The sequence below is a fragment of the Pseudarthrobacter sp. CC12 genome, from assembly GCF_039907755.1.
GTDB lineage: Bacteria > Actinomycetota > Actinomycetes > Actinomycetales > Micrococcaceae > Arthrobacter > Arthrobacter niigatensis.
In genome coordinates, this window is record NZ_JARDJH010000012.1 from 45,919 (window position 1) to 62,903 (window position 16,985).

General features: G+C 67.6%; 18 protein-coding genes. 10 read left to right on the top strand and 8 right to left on the bottom strand.

The window, feature by feature from the left end:
* The first annotated feature begins 215 nt into the window (after nt 1–215).
* Nucleotides 216–1,133, top strand: a complete 918-nt coding sequence (locus PV772_RS10810; RefSeq protein ID WP_347886127.1) for a nuclease-related domain-containing protein — start codon at nt 216–218, stop codon at nt 1,131–1,133.
* On the opposite strand, the gene PV772_RS10815 is transcribed toward PV772_RS10810, so the two are convergent.
* Nucleotides 1,093–2,019: a LysR family transcriptional regulator ArgP gene (locus PV772_RS10815; protein WP_347886128.1), complete on the bottom strand. Its 927-nt coding sequence runs from the start codon at nt 2,017–2,019 to the stop codon at nt 1,093–1,095. The genes PV772_RS10810 and PV772_RS10815 overlap by 41 nt on opposite strands.
* 69 nt (nt 2,020–2,088) lie before the next feature.
* On the opposite strand from PV772_RS10815, the gene PV772_RS10820 reads away from it, so the two are divergent.
* The gene (locus PV772_RS10820; RefSeq protein ID WP_347886129.1) at nt 2,089–2,685 is read left to right on the top strand and encodes a LysE/ArgO family amino acid transporter; all 597 of its coding nucleotides are present in this window, start codon (nt 2,089–2,091) and stop codon (nt 2,683–2,685) included.
* A 34-nt stretch (nt 2,686–2,719) separates the two neighbouring features.
* The gene (locus PV772_RS10825; protein WP_347886130.1) at nt 2,720–3,229 is read left to right on the top strand and encodes a DUF4190 domain-containing protein; all 510 of its coding nucleotides are present in this window, start codon (nt 2,720–2,722) and stop codon (nt 3,227–3,229) included.
* A gap of 90 nt (nt 3,230–3,319) precedes the next feature.
* Here the strand turns inward: PV772_RS10825 and PV772_RS10830 are convergent, their stop codons facing one another.
* Together PV772_RS10830 and PV772_RS10835 are read right to left on the bottom strand one after the other, a co-directional pair.
* Complete coding sequence (locus PV772_RS10830) at nt 3,320–4,723, bottom strand: cytosine permease (RefSeq protein ID WP_347886131.1); 1,404 nt, start codon at nt 4,721–4,723, stop codon at nt 3,320–3,322.
* Nucleotides 4,724–4,771: 48 nt separating this feature from the next.
* Nucleotides 4,772–5,470 carry an FCD domain-containing protein gene (locus PV772_RS10835; RefSeq protein WP_141182983.1) on the bottom strand — a complete coding sequence of 233 codons (699 nt, stop codon included), beginning with the start codon at nt 5,468–5,470 and terminating at the stop codon, nt 4,772–4,774.
* A 131-nt stretch (nt 5,471–5,601) separates the two neighbouring features.
* On the opposite strand from PV772_RS10835, the gene PV772_RS10840 reads away from it, so the two are divergent.
* The 3 genes from PV772_RS10840 to PV772_RS10850 are packed head-to-tail and all read left to right on the top strand — an operon-like array spanning nt 5,602 to nt 9,743.
* Nucleotides 5,602–6,972 carry an SLC13 family permease gene (locus tag PV772_RS10840; protein ID WP_347886132.1) on the top strand — a complete coding sequence of 457 codons (1,371 nt, stop codon included), beginning with the start codon at nt 5,602–5,604 and terminating at the stop codon, nt 6,970–6,972.
* Between the two features lie 46 nt (nt 6,973–7,018).
* Nucleotides 7,019–8,227, top strand: coding sequence for a CoA transferase (locus PV772_RS10845; RefSeq protein ID WP_141182985.1), 1,209 nt, complete (start codon nt 7,019–7,021; stop codon nt 8,225–8,227).
* Between the two features lies 1 nt (nt 8,228).
* On the top strand, nt 8,229–9,743 hold the full coding sequence (locus tag PV772_RS10850) for a carboxyl transferase domain-containing protein (RefSeq protein ID WP_141182986.1): 1,515 nt from the start codon (nt 8,229–8,231) through the stop codon (nt 9,741–9,743).
* Nucleotides 9,744–9,835: 92 nt separating this feature from the next.
* Here the strand turns inward: PV772_RS10850 and PV772_RS10855 are convergent, their stop codons facing one another.
* The 4 genes from PV772_RS10855 to PV772_RS10870 form a co-directional block, all read right to left on the bottom strand.
* The gene (locus PV772_RS10855; RefSeq protein ID WP_347886133.1) at nt 9,836–10,294 is read right to left on the bottom strand and encodes a LapA family protein; all 459 of its coding nucleotides are present in this window, start codon (nt 10,292–10,294) and stop codon (nt 9,836–9,838) included.
* Between the two features lie 196 nt (nt 10,295–10,490).
* Complete coding sequence (locus tag PV772_RS10860; RefSeq protein ID WP_347886134.1) at nt 10,491–10,700, bottom strand: hypothetical protein; 210 nt, start codon at nt 10,698–10,700, stop codon at nt 10,491–10,493.
* A 127-nt stretch (nt 10,701–10,827) separates the two neighbouring features.
* A complete protein-coding gene (locus PV772_RS10865; RefSeq protein WP_141158609.1) occupies nt 10,828–11,052 on the bottom strand; it encodes a hypothetical protein in 225 nt (74 codons plus the stop codon).
* 128 nt (nt 11,053–11,180) lie between these two features.
* Nucleotides 11,181–12,587, bottom strand: coding sequence for an amidase (locus PV772_RS10870; RefSeq protein ID WP_347886135.1), 1,407 nt, complete (start codon nt 12,585–12,587; stop codon nt 11,181–11,183).
* A gap of 206 nt (nt 12,588–12,793) precedes the next feature.
* Between PV772_RS10870 and PV772_RS10875 the strand changes: the two genes are divergently transcribed.
* From PV772_RS10875 to PV772_RS10885, 3 genes are all read left to right on the top strand, one after another.
* Nucleotides 12,794–13,120, top strand: a complete 327-nt coding sequence (locus PV772_RS10875) for a rhodanese-like domain-containing protein (RefSeq protein WP_141182990.1) — start codon at nt 12,794–12,796, stop codon at nt 13,118–13,120.
* Nucleotides 13,120–14,091 carry a prephenate dehydratase gene (gene pheA, locus PV772_RS10880; RefSeq protein ID WP_347886136.1) on the top strand — a complete coding sequence of 324 codons (972 nt, stop codon included), beginning with the start codon at nt 13,120–13,122 and terminating at the stop codon, nt 14,089–14,091. Before PV772_RS10875 ends, pheA begins: the two co-directional genes overlap by 1 nt.
* Nucleotides 14,092–14,186: 95 nt before the next feature.
* Nucleotides 14,187–14,411 (top strand): hypothetical protein, encoded by a 225-nt coding sequence (locus tag PV772_RS10885; RefSeq protein ID WP_141158605.1) that lies wholly within the window; start codon nt 14,187–14,189, stop codon nt 14,409–14,411.
* Nucleotides 14,412–14,463: 52 nt separating this feature from the next.
* Here the strand turns inward: PV772_RS10885 and PV772_RS10890 are convergent, their stop codons facing one another.
* Nucleotides 14,464–15,561 (bottom strand): diacylglycerol kinase family protein, encoded by a 1,098-nt coding sequence (locus PV772_RS10890; RefSeq protein ID WP_347886137.1) that lies wholly within the window; start codon nt 15,559–15,561, stop codon nt 14,464–14,466.
* 88 nt (nt 15,562–15,649) lie between these two features.
* On the opposite strand from PV772_RS10890, the gene serS reads away from it, so the two are divergent.
* A complete protein-coding gene (gene serS, locus PV772_RS10895) occupies nt 15,650–16,930 on the top strand; it encodes a serine--tRNA ligase (RefSeq protein ID WP_347886138.1) in 1,281 nt (426 codons plus the stop codon).
* The last annotated feature ends 55 nt before the right edge of the window (nt 16,931–16,985 follow it).

Below are 16,985 nucleotides of genomic sequence, written 5' to 3' on the forward strand. Positions count from 1 at the left end.
AGCTGGCAGGAGTCAAAACGACCCGCCCAAAATCCGGACGCTGTGACCTGCCGTGACGTACGCCAACCAAGTAGTCCAACTGAGTACACAGCCGCGAAAGTACCTATATACCGCCCCTTCCGCCCACTGCTACTTTCAAGGAAATTCCACCGAAAGGAACGGACGACGGCGAGCCGCCGCCTTGGTCGGTTCCGGCAAGGAAACGGGGACGTCCAATGGGGGCAGGAGACGGGGCAGCGGAGCAGTCCAGGCTTGCTGCCGAGCGCGTGGCGCGGCTGAAGCGCAGGCTGGATGAGGCCGATCAATCCACCAAGGCATGGGATGCCGGCGCGGTGGGGGAGCGGACAGTGGCCGACAAGCTCAGCGAGCTGGTTCCCCGCGGCTGGTACGTGCTCCACGATGTCCATTGGCCGGGCAGGCCCAAGGCCACCCTGGACCACGTCCTGGTGGGACCGGGCGGCGTGGTGGTGGTGGATTCCAAGAACTGGACCGGCGAGGTGCAGGTGGCATCCGGCGTGCTCTGGCAGGGCCGCTATGCGCGCACCCAGGCCGTTGAAGGTGCCCTGGCCCAATGCGCTGCCGTTGCCTCGGTGCTGGCTCCGCCGCACCGCAGGCTGGTCCGTCCACTTATCTGCATGGCTGCCCAGCCCGACCTTTTTGGTATCACCGACTCGGACGTGGCCGTGGCCGGTTCGCAGCGGGTGGTCCCGGCCATCGAGTCGCTGCCCGCGGTACTGGACCAGCAGGCCGTGGTGGGCCTGTACGAGGACCTGGGCCGGCAGCTCACGCACGAACAGGAGCCCGGCATCACTGCCCTGCGCAACGTGCGTCCGGGAACCGTGGTGCGCCCGGCGGGAGCCCTGCCCCCGGCCGGTCCCGCCGCAAGCCCGGGAGGCAAAACCGGAGCCAAGGACGCAGCCAGGGCCCGCAGCGCATCCGGCCACCCCGCAGGCCGTGCCCTGCCGCCACGCGACGTCCAGGCAGGGCAGCATGCGGCCGCGCCGGCCGGGCATTGGCGCCACGGCCGGAGCACCAGGGCGCAGCACCACGGTGGGACCAGCGCAGGCAAGCTGGCGCTGCTGGCGGCGTTCGTTATTTTTGCCGTCTATTTCCTGCCCTACTTGGCCCGCTAGGCTCCTGCCGGGTCCCGGGCCGCAGTTGGTCAATGGCGGCCTCGCGGACCGCCGCGCCGATTCGGGCGAGGCGGTTTGAATCGAGGGACCAGGCCTGCCAGTAGAGGGCAACGTCCTGGTGGGCGGCCTCCTCCAACCGGACCAGGGCGCCGTCTGCCAGTTCGCCCGAGAGCTGGAGCTCCGGAATCATTCCCCAGCCCAGGCCGGCCCTGACCGCTGCAAGGAACCCCTGGGATGAGGGCACGGTATGCGTGGGCGGAGCCTGCTGCACGCTCTTCGCGGCCAGCAGCTGCTGCTGCAGGGTGTCCTTCGCATTGAATTTCATAACCGGCATTGCCGCCCAGTCCATCCCGCCTGGGCTGGAAAAGCGCCGGCGCAGCCCTGGAGCGGCCACCGGGATATAGCGCATGGATCCCAGCAACTCCACGCGGCATCCGCTCACCGGGACTGGGTCGGAGGTCACCGCGGCCATCACTGCGCCGTCGCGGAGCAGTTGGCTGCTGTAGCCCTGGTCCTCAACATGAAGGTCCAGTGCAGAGTCCTCCCAGCCTGCGGCCTGGTGCAGGACCGGAAGGAACCACGTGGCCAGCGAATCGGCGTTCACGGCCACTGGCAGAGGGGCCCGCAAGCTCGAACCCGTTCCCAGTGCTGCCGCGGTCTCGGCCTCGAGTAACTGCACCTGGCGGGCCATCCGCAGCAGCAGCGCACCCGCGTCCGTGGCGGTACAGGGAACCCGGCGGCGTACCAGGACCTGCCCCACGGAGGTTTCCAGCGCCTTGATGCGCTGGCTCACGGCTGACGGAGTGACGCGGAGCAGGTCTGCCGCGGCCTCAAACGTTCCTTCGTCGACAACCGCGACAAGGGCCTTCAGGTGTTCAAGGTTCATGAAGATATTCTAAGGACAACCACGAATCTGTTATTTGTCTACAGTGGGTTGCGATCCTATGGTCATGGAATGTGGACCGCGGGAATAACTGGAATGCTGACCGGGCTGGCGCTGATCGTGGCGATCGGCGCCCAGAACGCCTTTGTGCTGCGCCAAGGCATCCGCCGGGAGCACATTGGCGCTGTGGTGCTCGTCTGCATGGCCGGTGACGCGCTGCTGATCGTGGGCGGAACAGCGGGGATCGGAGCGCTGGTCACCCAATTCCCCGGGGTGCTGGAAGTCCTGCGCTGGGCCGGAGCCGCCTATTTGCTGTGGTTCGCGGTGCGGTCCTTCCTGGCAGCGGCGAGGCCTTCCGCGCTGACGGAGCAGTCGCCCAGGTCCAGGAACTCGGTCATCGCCACCACGGCCGCCCTGACCTTCCTCAACCCACATGTCTACCTGGACACCGTGGTGCTGCTGGGCAGCCTCGCCAACCAGCAGGGCCCCGGGCTACGCTGGACCTTTGCCGCCGGCGCCGTGGCCGGAAGCGTCCTGTGGTTCACGGCCCTCGGCTACGGGGCGCGGGCACTGGCCCGGGTGCTCGCCAGCCCCCGGACCTGGCGGTGGATCGACGCCGCCATCGGCGTCCTGATGGTGGTCCTGGCCGTCCGGCTGGTCCTGCACTGAAGTAGGCTGTAACCAGATTCGCAGGGGAGAAACCATGAGCAACCAGCCATCCCAGGGGCCCGATTACCAGCGACCCGAAAACCAGCCCGGCGGCCCGCCGTGGTCCGGGTACCAGCCACCGGGCCAGTATGGGCAGGGAGCCGGTCATGGCCAGTCCCAGTATGGCCAGGCCCAGTACAACCAGCCGCAGTACGGCCAAGGACCCTACAACCAGGCCCAGTACAACCAGCCGCAGTACAGCCAGCCGCAGTACTTCGGCCAGGCGTCCTACTACGGCCAGCAGGTGGAACCCAAGACGCTGAGCATCGCCAGCATGGTCTGCGGCATCGCCTCGGTGATCATGGGCTGGCTGTTGCTGCCCCAGTTCGCCGCCATCATCACCGGCCATTTGGCCCTGCGCCGTGAACCCTCGGGCAAGGGGATGTCCATCACCGGCCTGGTGCTGGGTTACCTTTGCCTGCTGGGCTACGGAGCGCTCTGGCTTTTGTTCATTATTGGCGTGGCCGTCGCCGGCACTGCCGGGTCAAACACCGGCACGTTCTAACCGGCGGGTGCCGGCAGCCCCGGCCCGGCGCCAACGGCGGCCCTGGCACCTAATGCCCGGGCCGCCGTCGTAAAGTCCCCAGCTGCCTGCCTACCCCTCCATTGCCACGACCGCCGGCTCCCCAACCCTGCCCGCCGGGTAGATCGATTCCGCCGGGGCCCGGTTCGTGGCCTTGGCCCACGGGTAGTAGATGGCGAGGGTGGCCACGATCCCCACGAGCCAGGAGATGTCCGCCCCGCCCAGCAGCTTGGTGACCGGGCCGGTATACAGGGCCTGCGCCAGGAACGGGATTTGGATGACGACGCCGATTCCATAGGAGACCAGGGCCGCGGCGTTCCAGCGGCCGTAGCGGCCGTCCGGGTTGTACAGGGCCGGGATGTCCAGCCGGTCGCGGGAGATCTTGTAGTAGTCCACGAGGTTGATCACGGACCATGGCGTGAACACCATCAGCAGCAGGAGCACGAAGTTCTTGAACACGTTCAGGAAGTCCTTGCTGGCGAACAGCGCGATGAGGACGCTGGCACCGATGACCGCCGCGACGAAAGCGATCCGGACGGTTTTGGAGACAGTGTCCCGGCGGTTGACCGCGGTGCTGATGGTCACGCCGCACATGAAGGCCCCGTAGGCGTTCAGGCAGTTCACTGTCAGCTTGCCGGTGACGATCATCAGGTAGATGAAGACGGCGATCAGGCCGCCGCCGGCGAGGTCGCCCATGTACCCCACCTGGTTCTTCAGGAAATCCCCGCCCAGCTTGGCGGCCGACAGCCCTCCGGCCAGGGCGCCCAGGGTCATGGCCCACTGGGCGCCGCCCACCGAGCCGGCGAAGGTGTACCAGAACGTCTTGCGCTCGGAGGTGTGGGCCGGGAGGTAGCGGGAGTAGTCGGCGACGTACGGGCCGAACGTCAGCTGCCAGCCTGCGCCGAGGGCGACGGCGGTGAGGAACGTGGGCCACTCGAAGCCCTTGACCATCAGCACCTGGGTGACGTCGAACCTGGTGACGACGGCGACCGTCAGGTAGAGGAAGCCGGCGAGGCCCAGCACGGTGGCGATGCGGCCCAGCGCGTGGATGTACTTATAGCCCAGGATGGCCAGCAGGGCGGTGGCCGCACCGAAGATGAGGATTCCGACGGCGGGCGTCTCCACTCCCAGCATGAGGTTGATGGCCTGCCCCGAAAGGACGGTGCCGGTGGAGGCGAATCCGACGTACATCAGGATGACCAGTGCCAGCGGGATCACGGCCCCGTACACGCCGAACTGCGCCCGGCTGGAAATCATCTGGGGCAGCCCCAGCTTGGGGCCCTGGGCAGAGTGGAGGGCCATGACGGCGCCGCCCAGCACATTCCCCACCAACAGGCCCACGATGGCCCAGAAAGCATCCGCCCCGAACACCACGGCCAGGGCGCCGTCCACGATGGCGGTGATCTGCGCGTTGGCGCCGAACCACAGCGTGAACTGGCCTCTCGGGTGGCCGTGGCGCTCGCACGGCGGAATCATGTCGATGGATCGTGCCTCTACGGCGGTACTGCCCGGTGCGTGCGGCTGCTAGCGGAGCAGCTCCACGTCGGAGACGAGCTCGATGTGCGCCAGCATGGCGTCGGCCGCTGCCGCAGCGTCCTGCGCACGCACGGCATCCGCGATTTTCCGGTGCGAAGCCAGTGACTGTTCCGGCCGGCCGGGCTGGCCCAGCGACTCCATCCTTGTTTCCAGGATCATCTCCGCGATGAAGGCCATCAGCTGTGCCAGGACCGAGGAGTGCGCCGCGCCGGTGATGGCCTGGTGGAAGAGTTCGTCACCGTGGGTGCCGCGGTCGCCGTCGCTGATTTCCTGTGCCATGACGTCCAGGGCGTTGTCGATCGCGGCGAGGTCCTGGTCCGTCCGGCGTTCCGCGGCAAGGGCGGCAAGCTTCACCTCCAGGGTGCTGCGGGCTTCCACGATTTCCGGCAGCCGGCTCTGGTGCTCACGCAGGCCCTTGACCACCGAGGCGACGCTGGGCCTCCGGGCCAGCACGGCTCCGGTGCCGTGCTGCACGTCAATGACGCCCAGAACCTCAAGGGCCACCAGTGCCTGGGCGAGAGTGGCGCGGGAGACGCCCAGCCGCTCGGCGAGGTCGCGCTCGGCCGGCAGCAGGTCGCCGGGCTTCAGCTGGGCGGACTCGATGTAGGCAAGGATCTGTTCCACCAGCTGCTCGTACAGCCGTGGCCGCGCAACGCGTTCCAGCCCCAGCCGTGCCGTCTTCTCCACAAAGCCCTCCCTTGGGTCTACCGGTCCAGAATACCGCCTTCATCTATTGACAGATAGACTCACTGTCTAAGAGGCTAGTCCAGTGAGCCAGTAACTCACGTCACATTCTTCCCCTCAATGGAGGACCAACGATGTCCGCTCCTGTCCTATCCATCATCATCCTCGCGGCGATGTTCCTGCTCGCCACCGTCCTGCCCCTCAACATGGGTGCGCTCGCCTTCGTCGGCGCCTTCCTGCTCGGCGCCGTGGTGCTGGGCATGTCCACCAATGAGATCCTGGCCAACTTCCCCGGCGGCCTCTTCCTCACCATAGTGGGCGTCACCTACCTCTTCGCCATCGCGCAGAACAACGGCACCATCGACCTCCTGGTCCGGGGAGCCGTCAAGCTCGTGGGCAGCCGCGTTGCCCTCATCCCCTGGGTCATGTTCGCCATCACCGCGGTGATCACGGCCGTGGGCGCCCTGTCTCCCGCCGCCGTCGCCATCATTGCCCCCATCGCCCTGAGCTTTGCCGGCAAGTACAAGATCAGCCCGCTCCTGATGGGCATGATGGTGATCCACGGCGCACAGGCCGGCGGCTTCTCGCCCATCGCCGTCTACGGCGTCACCGTCAACGGCATCCTGGCCAAGACCGACCTCGCGTTCAGCCCCACCGCCCTGTTCCTGTCCAGCTTCATCTTCAACCTGGTCATCGCGCTGGTCCTCTTCGTGGTCCTGGGCGGCAAGAACCTCCTGTCCTCCAAGGTGGGACACTTCGTGGAGCAGGCGGTCGAGGCGCGCATGGCAGTCAGCGTCGGCGCCAAGGCGCCCGGGGGCGACGTTCCTTTCAAGGGCTTCGGCTCGGGCATGTACGGCGACCGCGACCCAGCAGGCGACGGCATTGCCGCCACCAAGGAACGTTCCGAACGGATCCCCCAGCTTGTCACCATTGCCGGACTGATCGTGCTGGCCGTGGTGGCCCTCGGCTTCAAGATGGATGTCGGCTTCGTCTCCATCACCATCGCCATCGTGCTGGCCCTGGTCTCGCCGGCCGCGCAGAAGGGCGCCATCAACAAGATCAGCTGGTCCACCGTGCTGCTCATTTGCGGCATGCTGACCTTCGTCGGCGTGCTTGAGGAGGCCGGCACCATCAAATTCGTCTCCAGCGGCGTCGCCGGAATGGGAATGCCGCTGCTGGCAGCCCTCATCATCTGCTTCATCGGCGCCGTGGTGTCCGCCTTCGCCTCCTCCACCGCGATCCTGGCAGCGCTCATCCCGCTCGCCGTCCCGTTCCTGTCGACGGGTGAAATCGGGGCCGTGGGCGTCATCTGCGCCCTGGCGGTCTCCGCCACGATCGTTGACGTCTCGCCGTTTTCCACCAACGGCGCACTGGTGCTGGCCAACGCCCCGGAGGGCGTGGACAAGGACCAGTTCTACAAGCGGATCCTCGGCTACAGCGGAATCGTCATCGTGGCCGGACCCGTCCTGGCATGGCTGGCACTGGTGGTCCCCGGCTGGCTCTAACTGCCACCGCCCCCGTCCAGCCTGTTTTTAGAAAGGAAACCAGAACATGAGCACTGAGAACCGCCAAGGCCCCCTGGCCGGGCACACCGTCGTCGACCTCAGCCGGGCACTTGCCGGACCGCACGCCGGCATGATGCTGGCGGACCTCGGTGCCCGCGTCATCAAGGTGGAGAACCCCGGCACGGGGGACGACACCCGGGGCTGGGGCCCGCCCTTCGTCGGCCCGGAGGATGACCTGCAGTCCACCTACTTCATGTCCTGCAACCGCAACAAGGAATCCATCAGTTTGGACCTGAAGAGCGAAGACGGGCAGGCGGTGCTGCGCGGACTGCTGGAGCGGGCCGATGTGGTGATCGAGAACTTCCGGCCCGGCGTCATGGACCGGCTGGGCTTCTCAACGGCTGCGATGCATGAGCTCAACCCGCGCCTGGTGATCCTGTCCATCACCGGCTTTGGCCACGACGGCCCCGAATCCCAGCGCAGCGGCTACGACCAGATCCTGCAGGGCGAAGCCGGACTCATGTCACTCACCGGCTCCGGACCGGATGATCCGCAGCGCGTGGGCGTTCCCATCGCCGACCTGCTCTCCGGCATGAACGGGGCGTTCGGCGTCCTGGCGGCACTGGTGGAGCGGAACCGGACCGGCCGGGGCCAGGTGGTGCGCACGTCGCTGCTCGCTTCCCTGATTGGAGTCCACGCCTTCCAGGGAACCCGGACCACTGTTGCCGGCGAAGTTCCGCAGGCCCAGGGAAACCACCACCCGTCCATCGCACCCTACGGCCTGTTCAACTGCAAGGACGGCAGCGTCCAGATCAGCGTCGGCAGTGAGAAACTGTGGCAGTCCTTCGCGGCAGCCTTCGGCCTGGACGCTGCCGCCCCCGGTTTCGCCAGCAACGCCGAAAGGGTGCGGAACCGCGGCGAGGTGATTGCCGCCGTCGAACGCGCCTTCTCGGGGTACGGGGCGGTGGAACTGCTGCAGAAGCTGAACGACGCCGGGATCCCGGCCGGCAAGGTCCGCTCACTGGATGAGGTGTACGCCTGGGAGCAGGTGGCGTCCCAGGGCCTGGTGGTGGAGGTGGACCATCCGCTGCTGGGAAAGGTGAGCCTGCCGGGGCCGCCGCTGCGGTTCTTCGCACCCGGCGACGCCGCGGAAACCACCCCGACCGGGCACGACGCACCGCCGCTGCTGAATGAGGACGGCGCCGCCATCCGGGAATGGCTGGGCATGGCCCCCGCGGCTCCGGCGGCCAAGTAGCGTGGCGACGGCAGAGAAGGTGCGGCACATGAACGCCACCGAGTTGCTCGAAGCCGTGGTGGACCCCGGTTCGTTCGTTTCCTGGGACGCGGAACCGGAGCAGCCCGGGCTGTCCGAAGAGTACGCCCGGGACCTGGCCAAGGCGCGGGAGCGCAGCGGCGCCGACGAATCAGTGATCACCGGCGCCGGGCTGATCCGCGGCCGGAGGGTCGCACTCATCGTCAGCGAATTTTCGTTCCTTGCCGGGTCGATCGGCCACGCGGCAGCGCAAAGGATTGTTGCCGCCGTCGAACGCGCCACTGCCGAAGGGCTCCCGCTGCTGGCCGGTCCGGCGTCAGGCGGCACGCGGATGCAGGAAGGGACGCTCGCGTTCCTGTCCATGGTGAAGATCACCGGCGCAGTCCGCGCGCACCGACAGGCCGGGCTTCCCTACCTGGTCTACCTGCGCCACCCCACCACCGGCGGCGTGATGGCGTCCTGGGGATCCCTGGGGCACATCAACGTGGCCGAACCCGGGGCCCTGCTGGGATTCCTTGGCCCACGCGTCTACCAGGCGCTGTATGGCGAAGCGTTCCCGGAGAACGTCCAGGTGGCGGAAAACCTCTTCAACAAGGGGTTGATCGACGGCGTGGTGGAACCCCGCGACCTCGCCGATCTGGTGGGCCGGGCGCTGGACATCCTCGCTCCCGCGGCCCCGCTGCCGCCGCGCCCCGCGGCTCCCGACACCCTGAACGTCCGGCCATCGTCCGTGGACGCCTGGACGTCCATCGGGCTCTCCCGGCGGCCGCGGCGGCCCGACCTGCGCCAGTTGCTGAAATTCGGCGCCGGCGATGCCCTTCCCTTGAACGGAACCGGGCAGGGCGAGAAGGACCCCGGGTTGTTGCTGGCTCTTGCACGCTTCGGCACCCAGTCCTGCATCGTGCTGGGGCACGCACGCCCGCTGCGGAAAGACGCCGCCGGCATGGGTCCCGGGTCATTGCGGGAAGCACGGCGGGGGATGAAGCTGGCGGAGGAACTGCGGCTTCCCCTGCTGACTGTCATCGATACCGCCGGTGCCGCCCTTTCGCAGGAAGCGGAGGAGGGCGGGCTTGCCGGCGAGATTGCGCGCTCGCTGCATGAACTGATCGGACTCGAGTCACCGTCGGTTTCCGTGCTGCTTGGCCAGGGGGCCGGGGGAGGGGCGCTGGCGCTGCTGCCTGCGGACAGGACCATCGCCGCGCAGCACAGCTGGCTGTCGCCGCTGCCGCCGGAGGGTGCCAGCGCCATCGTCCACCGGACCACCGAATTCGCGCCCGCCATGGCCCAGGCGCAGGGTGTGAACGTCGCGGCGCTGTACGCGAACGGGCTGGTGGACCACATCGTTGACGAGCGCGGTGATGCTTCCCTGGAGCCGCGCGAATTCTGCGTCCGGATGGCACAGGCGATTGAGTATGAGCTGGCGACTGTGGCGGGAGTTCCCGTGCCGGAACTGGTGGCTGCCCGCGCTGGAAAGTTCGCGACGCTGGGCGCCCGTTAGGGGAGCCGGCGTAAAGCTGGGACGTCGGTACCCACCTCGACGGCGGCAGCCACGCGGGCGGCTCGGCGACCGGGCGGCTCGGCGACCGGCCGCTACTTTCGTTGCCGGACCCGTGCCCTGTGGGCGTTGGAGCGGAGCTGGAGGATACGCACGCCGCCCGCAACGGCCACCAGCACGCCGCCCGTCACGGCCGCGATGAACAGAGCCATGCCAAGCGGGACTGAGCCCTCGAAGCCCAGGAATTTCACCAAGGCCTGTTCCTGGTTCTGCAGGATGAAAACGATCAGCAGGATCAGGAGCGCCAAGGCAGCCACTACCGCTGCCCAGATGACTCCGGCGCGGGTGACCTTGCGCTCCGGGGTGGCGCCGCCCGGGGCGGTCGTGGCCGAGGTTCCCGTGGCGGGCGTTCCGGGCTCCCGGGTTGGGTAGGACGGGGCGCCGCCGAGGGATGCGGCCCGGTCCCCGGACGGCTGGGCCGGGTTTGCTGACGGCGTGGTGGCCTCGCGTTCCGGCGTGCGGTCCGGTCCTGGCGTGTACTGTCCTGCGCTCATGCCCGTTTCCTTTCGCAGAATAATAAGCATGCTTATTGTGCAACCATAGACGCCAGTGTTGCGTTAGCACAACGCGCGTAACGGGGTGTGCGGCCAAGAGTCGCAGACGGAGGAGGTCCCGGGGTGTTTTGTCGAAGGAGGGGCACCCGCCCGGGAACCCCTCCTTCGACCGGCCCGGGTCATTACAGCCCGGGCGTCAGACCCTCTCCCTGTTCCGCTCCGCGGAGGGGGTGCGCGGTGCAGGGGACCTGCGCCAGTTGGGGAACGCCCAGAAGGTGAAATCCGGTGCCTTGACCGGCTCCTTTGGAGTTTCCGCAGGTGTTTCGGGTTTTGTTTCGGCTTCGGGCCGGCGCGTCGTTTCCTTCCTGGCGCCCCATCCGAAGTCCTTGTTTGATGCGTAGCACATACAGGCCTCCTCATGGTGACTGCCCTTTAATCGTCCCCCTGATTGGCGCGGGAGTCGATACGCCGGCGAAGTCCACACGGGCGCCGCGGCATCGGTATGCAGCCCGCGGGGCAGGCCACGCGGGGAGTCAGCCGCCGTTAACGATGTCCTGTGCCTCCTGCGGGCGGTGGAACTCGCAGGGCCCTTGATGGCGGAGGGGGAGCAGGCAAGTCCGGCCCGTCGGCAGGTGGACCAGGGCGCACCGGCCGGCCATGGCGAGGTCCTCCCTGACGTTGGTGTTGCTCAGGTCCGGCCGGCCGTCGGGGGCCGCCGCGTAAGTTTCGGCGCCGGTTGCGCTGGGTTCAGCATTCATGCGGGACAACTCCTCGTGGAGCTTGGTGGGTGGAGGAAACGTAATGGCGCTTTACCAGTTTGGGTAGCCCAGGTTACGGCTGGGTTAAGCCGCCGTTAGGTTAAGGTCAACAGCAAAAAGCCCTGCCCCTAGAAGCCGAGTTGGCGCGCGACCTGCAGCAGGAGGGCCTCAGAACCCGGAGGGCCCACCAGCTGGATTCCCATGGGCAGTCCGCTCCCGGGAGCGCCGCCGGTCCAATACACCGGAACCGTGATCGCCGGCAGTCCGCACACATTGACCATCGAGGACCAGGGCGCGTATTCGCACTGCTTCCGGTAGTCGCCATCGGCGTCCCCGGGCCACTGCGCCGACGGCCAGCGGCCGCTGCCGTGCGCCGTGCCGGTGAACCAGCCCACCGGCCGGGGCGTCTGCGCCAGCGCGGGCATCAACATCAGGTCCCACTGCCGGTACTGGGCCTCCGTGTCGTGCTGGAACTGCCGCAGGAACGCCAGCGCCTCGGCAAGTTTGGCAGGGCTGCGCTGCTGCGCGCGCCGGCGGAAGGTCCGGGTCAGGGGCGCGAGCTGCGCTTCCCTGGATGGGCTGATCCGGGCGGCGCCCACTCCGGCGGTCCAGGCTGTGGTGAAGGCATCCGGGTACCGGTTGTCATATCGGACGCCGGCGTCGCCAAGGGTATGGCCAGCATGTTCCAGGAGGGCTTCGCCGGCCTGGAGCGCGTCCAGGGCCTCCCGGTCCGGCGTGAACGGAAAGGTGCCGGACCAGGGACTGTCCAGCGTGATGCCGATCCTCAGCCGCGGCGGCTCCTGCCGGACTGCCTCGAGGTACTGGTTCCCTGGGGCCAGGACGTCCATCATCAGCGCGGCATCCTCTGCGCTCCGGGCAATGGGTCCCGGTGTCACCAGCCGGGCAGGGTCGCCGGCGCTTTCCCCGGCGGCCACCAGCCCCCGCCCGGGTTTGAGTCCCACCAGGCCACAGGCGGCAGCGGGTATGCGGACTGATCCGCCGCCGTCGGTCCCGGGGGCAAAAGGCAGCAACCCTGCCGCCACGGCGGCTGCACTGCCGCCGGAGGACCCTCCCGAACTTCTGCCGGGCGCGTGCGGGTTGCGCGACGGCGGCGCGATGCGGTTTTCGCTGTAGGCCGTCAGTCCGAATTCGGGCACTTGGGTCTTGCCCAGCGAAACCACGCCGGCATCCTTGAAAAGGGACACCAGGGGAGCGTCGGCAGGGGCGGGTTTGTGGTCCAGGGCGGCGCTGCCGTGCGTGGTCACCACACCGGCCACGTCCGCGAGGTCCTTGAACGCCAGCGGCATGCCGTGCAGCAGGGGCAGGTCATCGGCGGCGGAATGGGCGCTGCGGGTATCCGCAGCCCGCGCCTGCTCCAGGGCCTGGTCCGCCGTCACGGTGATGAAGGCGCCCAGCAGTGGGTTTTGCTGCCCGATCCGCTCCAGGAAGTGTCCGGTGGATTCAGTGGCGGACACCGATCCGCTGCGCAGGAGGTCGCGGAGCGCCAGTGCCGAAAGTTCGTGGAGTTCAGGCACGGGGACCTGCCGGCCGGGGCCGGGCTTTCCGGCAGGCACAAGCCGGTAGCGCGGAGAGGGCGGTCAGCTGCTGGGACATGGAAACCTCCTGGGCCTTCACCAGCCTAACCCGCGCCTTTCCCCGGACCCGTTCCGGCTGCGGGGAGGCGGAAGGGCTAGGCTTAAACCTGACTTTGATCCGACAGAGCTGCCAAGACAGGACTCCGATGAGCGATTTCGATACCGTCCCCGTCCATGACGTCCCGGCCGACGCCGTGATCCTGGACGTCCGGGAGGACTACGAGTGGGTTGCCGGCCATGCCGAGGGCGCAGTCCACATCCCCATGGATCAGGTCCCGGCCCGGCTGGATGAACTCGACCCGGACGAGGACGTCTACGTCATTTGCCGCACCGGCGGCCGCTCCTTCCGCGTGGCCCAATGGCTCACAGGCCAGGGGTACACAGCCATCAACGTGTCCGGCGGCATGGACCAGTGGCTGGAATCCGGCAAGCCCCTGGTCTCGGACAACGGACTCAAGCCCCTGGTGCTTTAGTGCCCTGCACCTATACCTTCCTCGGTCCGGAGGGCACATTCACTGAGGCTGCCCTGCTGCAGGTCCCTGGCGCCGCCCAGGCGGTCCGGTTGCCGGCGTCGAACGTCAACGCTGCCCTTGACAAAGTCCGCGACGGCTCGGCAGACGCCGGCATGGTCCCCATCGAAAACTCGGTGGAGGGCGGCGTGACTGCCACGCTGGATGCCATTGCCACGGGCCCGGAACTGCGGATCATCCGCGAAGTCCTGGTTCCCATCAGCTTTGTCCTGGCTGCCCGGCCCGGCGTGCAGCTGGAGGATGTACGGCGGGTGTCCACGCACGGCCATGCCTGGGCGCAGTGCCGGCTATGGATGGATCAGCATATACCTGGTGCGGAATACGTTCCCGGATCGTCAACAGCCGCTGCCGCGCTGGGGCTGCTGGACGCGGACTGCCGGTACGACGCGGCAATCTGCGCCCCGCTCGTGGCCCGGGAGCATGCGGGGCTGTCGGTCCTGGCGGAAGACATTGGGGACAACCCCGGCGCGGTGACACGCTTCATCCTGGTCAGCCGGCCGGCTCTACTGCCGGAACGGACCGGAGCGGACAAGACCACCGTTGTGGTCCCGCTGCCGGAGGACCGGCCGGGCGCCCTCATGGAGATCCTTGACCAGTTCGCCAGCCGCGGCGTCAACCTCAGCAGGATCGAATCGCGCCCTACCGGACAGTACCTGGGCCACTATTTCTTCAGCATCGACGCCGACGGCCATGCCCGCGAGGCCAGGGTGGCTGACGCACTGGCAGGGCTGCACCGCATCAGTCCCGGCACCCGCTTCCTGGGCTCCTACGCCAGGGCCGACAGGCACGCCACTCCGGTTCCCGCCCATACCTCCGATGCGGCTTTCGCGGCCGCCCGGACGTGGGTGGAATCCGTCCTCGCCGAGGAATCCGCCGCAGGTGAAAGCGGTTCCGGGGCTTCGCCCAAAGCGTAGGCAAATGCCCCCGGAAAATACTTCCGCGGACTGTGGACTGTGCGTATGCTTGCTTGATCCACACGGGGTATGGCCCCTGACGAAGGGAGCGGGTCATGACCAGCAGCACTGACAATGACGGCCAGGGGATGATCGTCAACCCCAAGCCGACGGGAGACAACCAGGACTGGGACGGGGACGACGCCGACCGTGCCGACCGCCTCCGCTTCGAAGAGGAGCAGGCGATGATCCGCGAGCAGTCCGAAGCCCACGCTGCTGCCAAACAAGCCCACGCGGACGCGAAAGCTGCTGCTGAGGCTGGGAAAAAGTCCGGGTCCTGACGGCGCCGACTACTGGGTCGGCGCCGCGTCGCGGCGCCGCTTCAGCTCCGCGTTACCGCACGGTGCGTGGGCTGCTCTGCGCCGGGCCGCCGCTGTGTCCCTGCCCCCTGACCCTGACCAGGAGTGACCGGGGCTCCACCCCGACCGTAAGCTGAGTGGCTTCCCCCGCCGTGTCGCCGTCGAGCTGCGTGGGCATCGGCTCGGGGCACTTGATGACCACCTTGACTGACCGGTACACGGTCATGATGGGCAGCTTTCCACTGTGCTTGAACATGATTTTCACGTACATCAGCAGCCACCCCAGGGCGCTGCGGGGGCTCATCACCACGACGTCCAGCATGCCGTCGTCGATCATGGCCTGCGGGATGAAGTCAATGCCGCCGGGAACCAGGCCGCAATTGGCGAACAGTACGCTGCGGATGTTCCTTACCTGCTCCGGGCTGTCATCCAGGGCGATCGAGACCTTTTTCCGCCGGCCCGGCAGGTGGCGCACCCCGGCCTCCGTGTAGGCAAGCCAGCCCACGGCTTTCTTCAGCCCGGCGTTGGTGTCGGCGAGGACTTCGGCATCCATGCCGACTCCGGCGATCACCAGGAAGACGTGCTCCGAATAGTGGCCCGTGCGGGAGTTCTCAATGGCCATCCGGGCAGTGTCAATGTACCGTTGCCGCCCAAAAAGCGCTGTCTGGACATTGCCGTGGAGATCGTTCACGTCCAGGTCCACATTCCGGGCCAGGAGATTTCCCGTGCCCAGCGGAATCAGGCCCATGGCTACATCGGTGTTCGCGAGGGCCTCAGCCACCACCCGGACGGTGCCGTCGCCGCCGCCCACCAGGACGACGTCGGGCTTTGCCGCCAAGGCGGCCTGCATCTGCGAAAAGCCGGGGTCCTCCGCCGTCGTCTCGAAAAAGACGGGCTCCTCCCACCCCGCCGCCAGGCATGCCCGGTGGATCATTCCCCTGGCTTCGTCCGCCCGCGCCTTGATGGGGTTCAGGACCACGGCCACCCGCTGCTGGGCCAGCCCTGAGTCGTAGGCTTCCCCGGCGACGGCGCTGCGCATATGCAGGGCCTTGAGGCGGCGCACCCCCCACCAGCTGGAGGTGGCGAAGGCAAGCGCCACGGCAATCAGCAGGTAGAGAATCCAGTCGCTCATGGTGGTTCAACAGTAGCCCGGCGCGCGGCGGCCCGCGGCACGGAGCTGCACGCCCGCCGTCGTGCAGTGAATTGGATACCCTTGTCTGGTGATCGACGTAAAAGACCTCAGCGAAAACCCGGACAAGTTCCGTGCCAGCCAGCGCGCCCGCGGCGCGGACGAATCAGTGGTGGACGCGATCATCTCCGCGGACTCCGCCCGCCGTGCCGCCCTGCTCCGCTTCGAGAACCTCCGGGCGGAGCAGAACGTGTTCGGCAAGAAGGTGGCAAAGGCCAAGGGCGACGAGAAGCAGGCCCTGCTGGCCGAGGTCAAGGAACTCGCCAATTCGGTAAAGGCCGCTTCCGCGGAGGCTGATGCCGCCCAGACTAAGCAGGAAGAACTGCTGCGCACCATCCCCAACCTGGTGGAGGACGGCGTTCCCGAAGGCGGCGAGGACGACTACGTGGTTGTCAAGACCGTGGGCGCCCCGCGCGAATTCCCCGACTTCGAGCCCAGGGACCACCTGGAAATCGGCGAGCTGATCGGCGCGATCGACATGGAACGCGGCGCCAAGGTCTCCGGTGCGCGCTTCTACTTCCTGCGGGGCGTGGGGGCCCGGCTGGAGATGGCACTGCTGCAGATGGCCATGGACCAGGCCATTGAAGCCGGCTTCATCCCCATGATCACCCCCACCCTGGTGCGTCCCGAGACCATGCAGGGCACCGGCTTCGACGTCAAGCACGACGCCGAGATCTACCGTCTCGCCGAAGACGACCTTTACCTCGTGGGCACCTCAGAGGTGGCCCTGGCCGGGTACCACGCCGACGAGATCCTGGACTTCTCCGCCGGCCCCATCCGCTACGCGGGACAGAGCTCCTGCTACCGCCGCGAAGCCGGATCCCACGGCAAGGACACCCGCGGCATCATCCGCGTGCACCAGTTCAACAAAGTGGAGATGTTCATCTACACCACGGTTGAAGAAGCTGCCGCCGAGCACCAGCGCCTCCTGGCCTGGGAAGAGGAGATGCTGGCCAAGTGCGAACTGCCGTACCGGGTCATCGACACTGCCGCCGGCGACCTCGGTACCTCCGCGGCCCGCAAGTACGACTGCGAAGCCTGGGTCCCCACGCAAAACGCCTACCGCGAGCTGACCTCCACCTCCAACTGCACCACGTTCCAGGCCCGCCGCCTGAACATCCGGGAGCGGGTGGTGAATTCTGAGGGTGCTGCCAAGGGCACGCGCGCCGTGGCCACGCTGAACGGCACCCTGGCCACCACACGGTGGATCGTGGCCCTCCTGGAGCACCACCAGAACGCGGACGGCTCCGTGAACGTGCCGAAGGCCCTGCAGAAGTACCTGGGCGGCCTGGAGGTCCTCCCGGTCCTCTAGGGGAATCCTCCATCAGTGTGTTCGCGGATCGGCACTTCAATTGTTCCGATCCGCG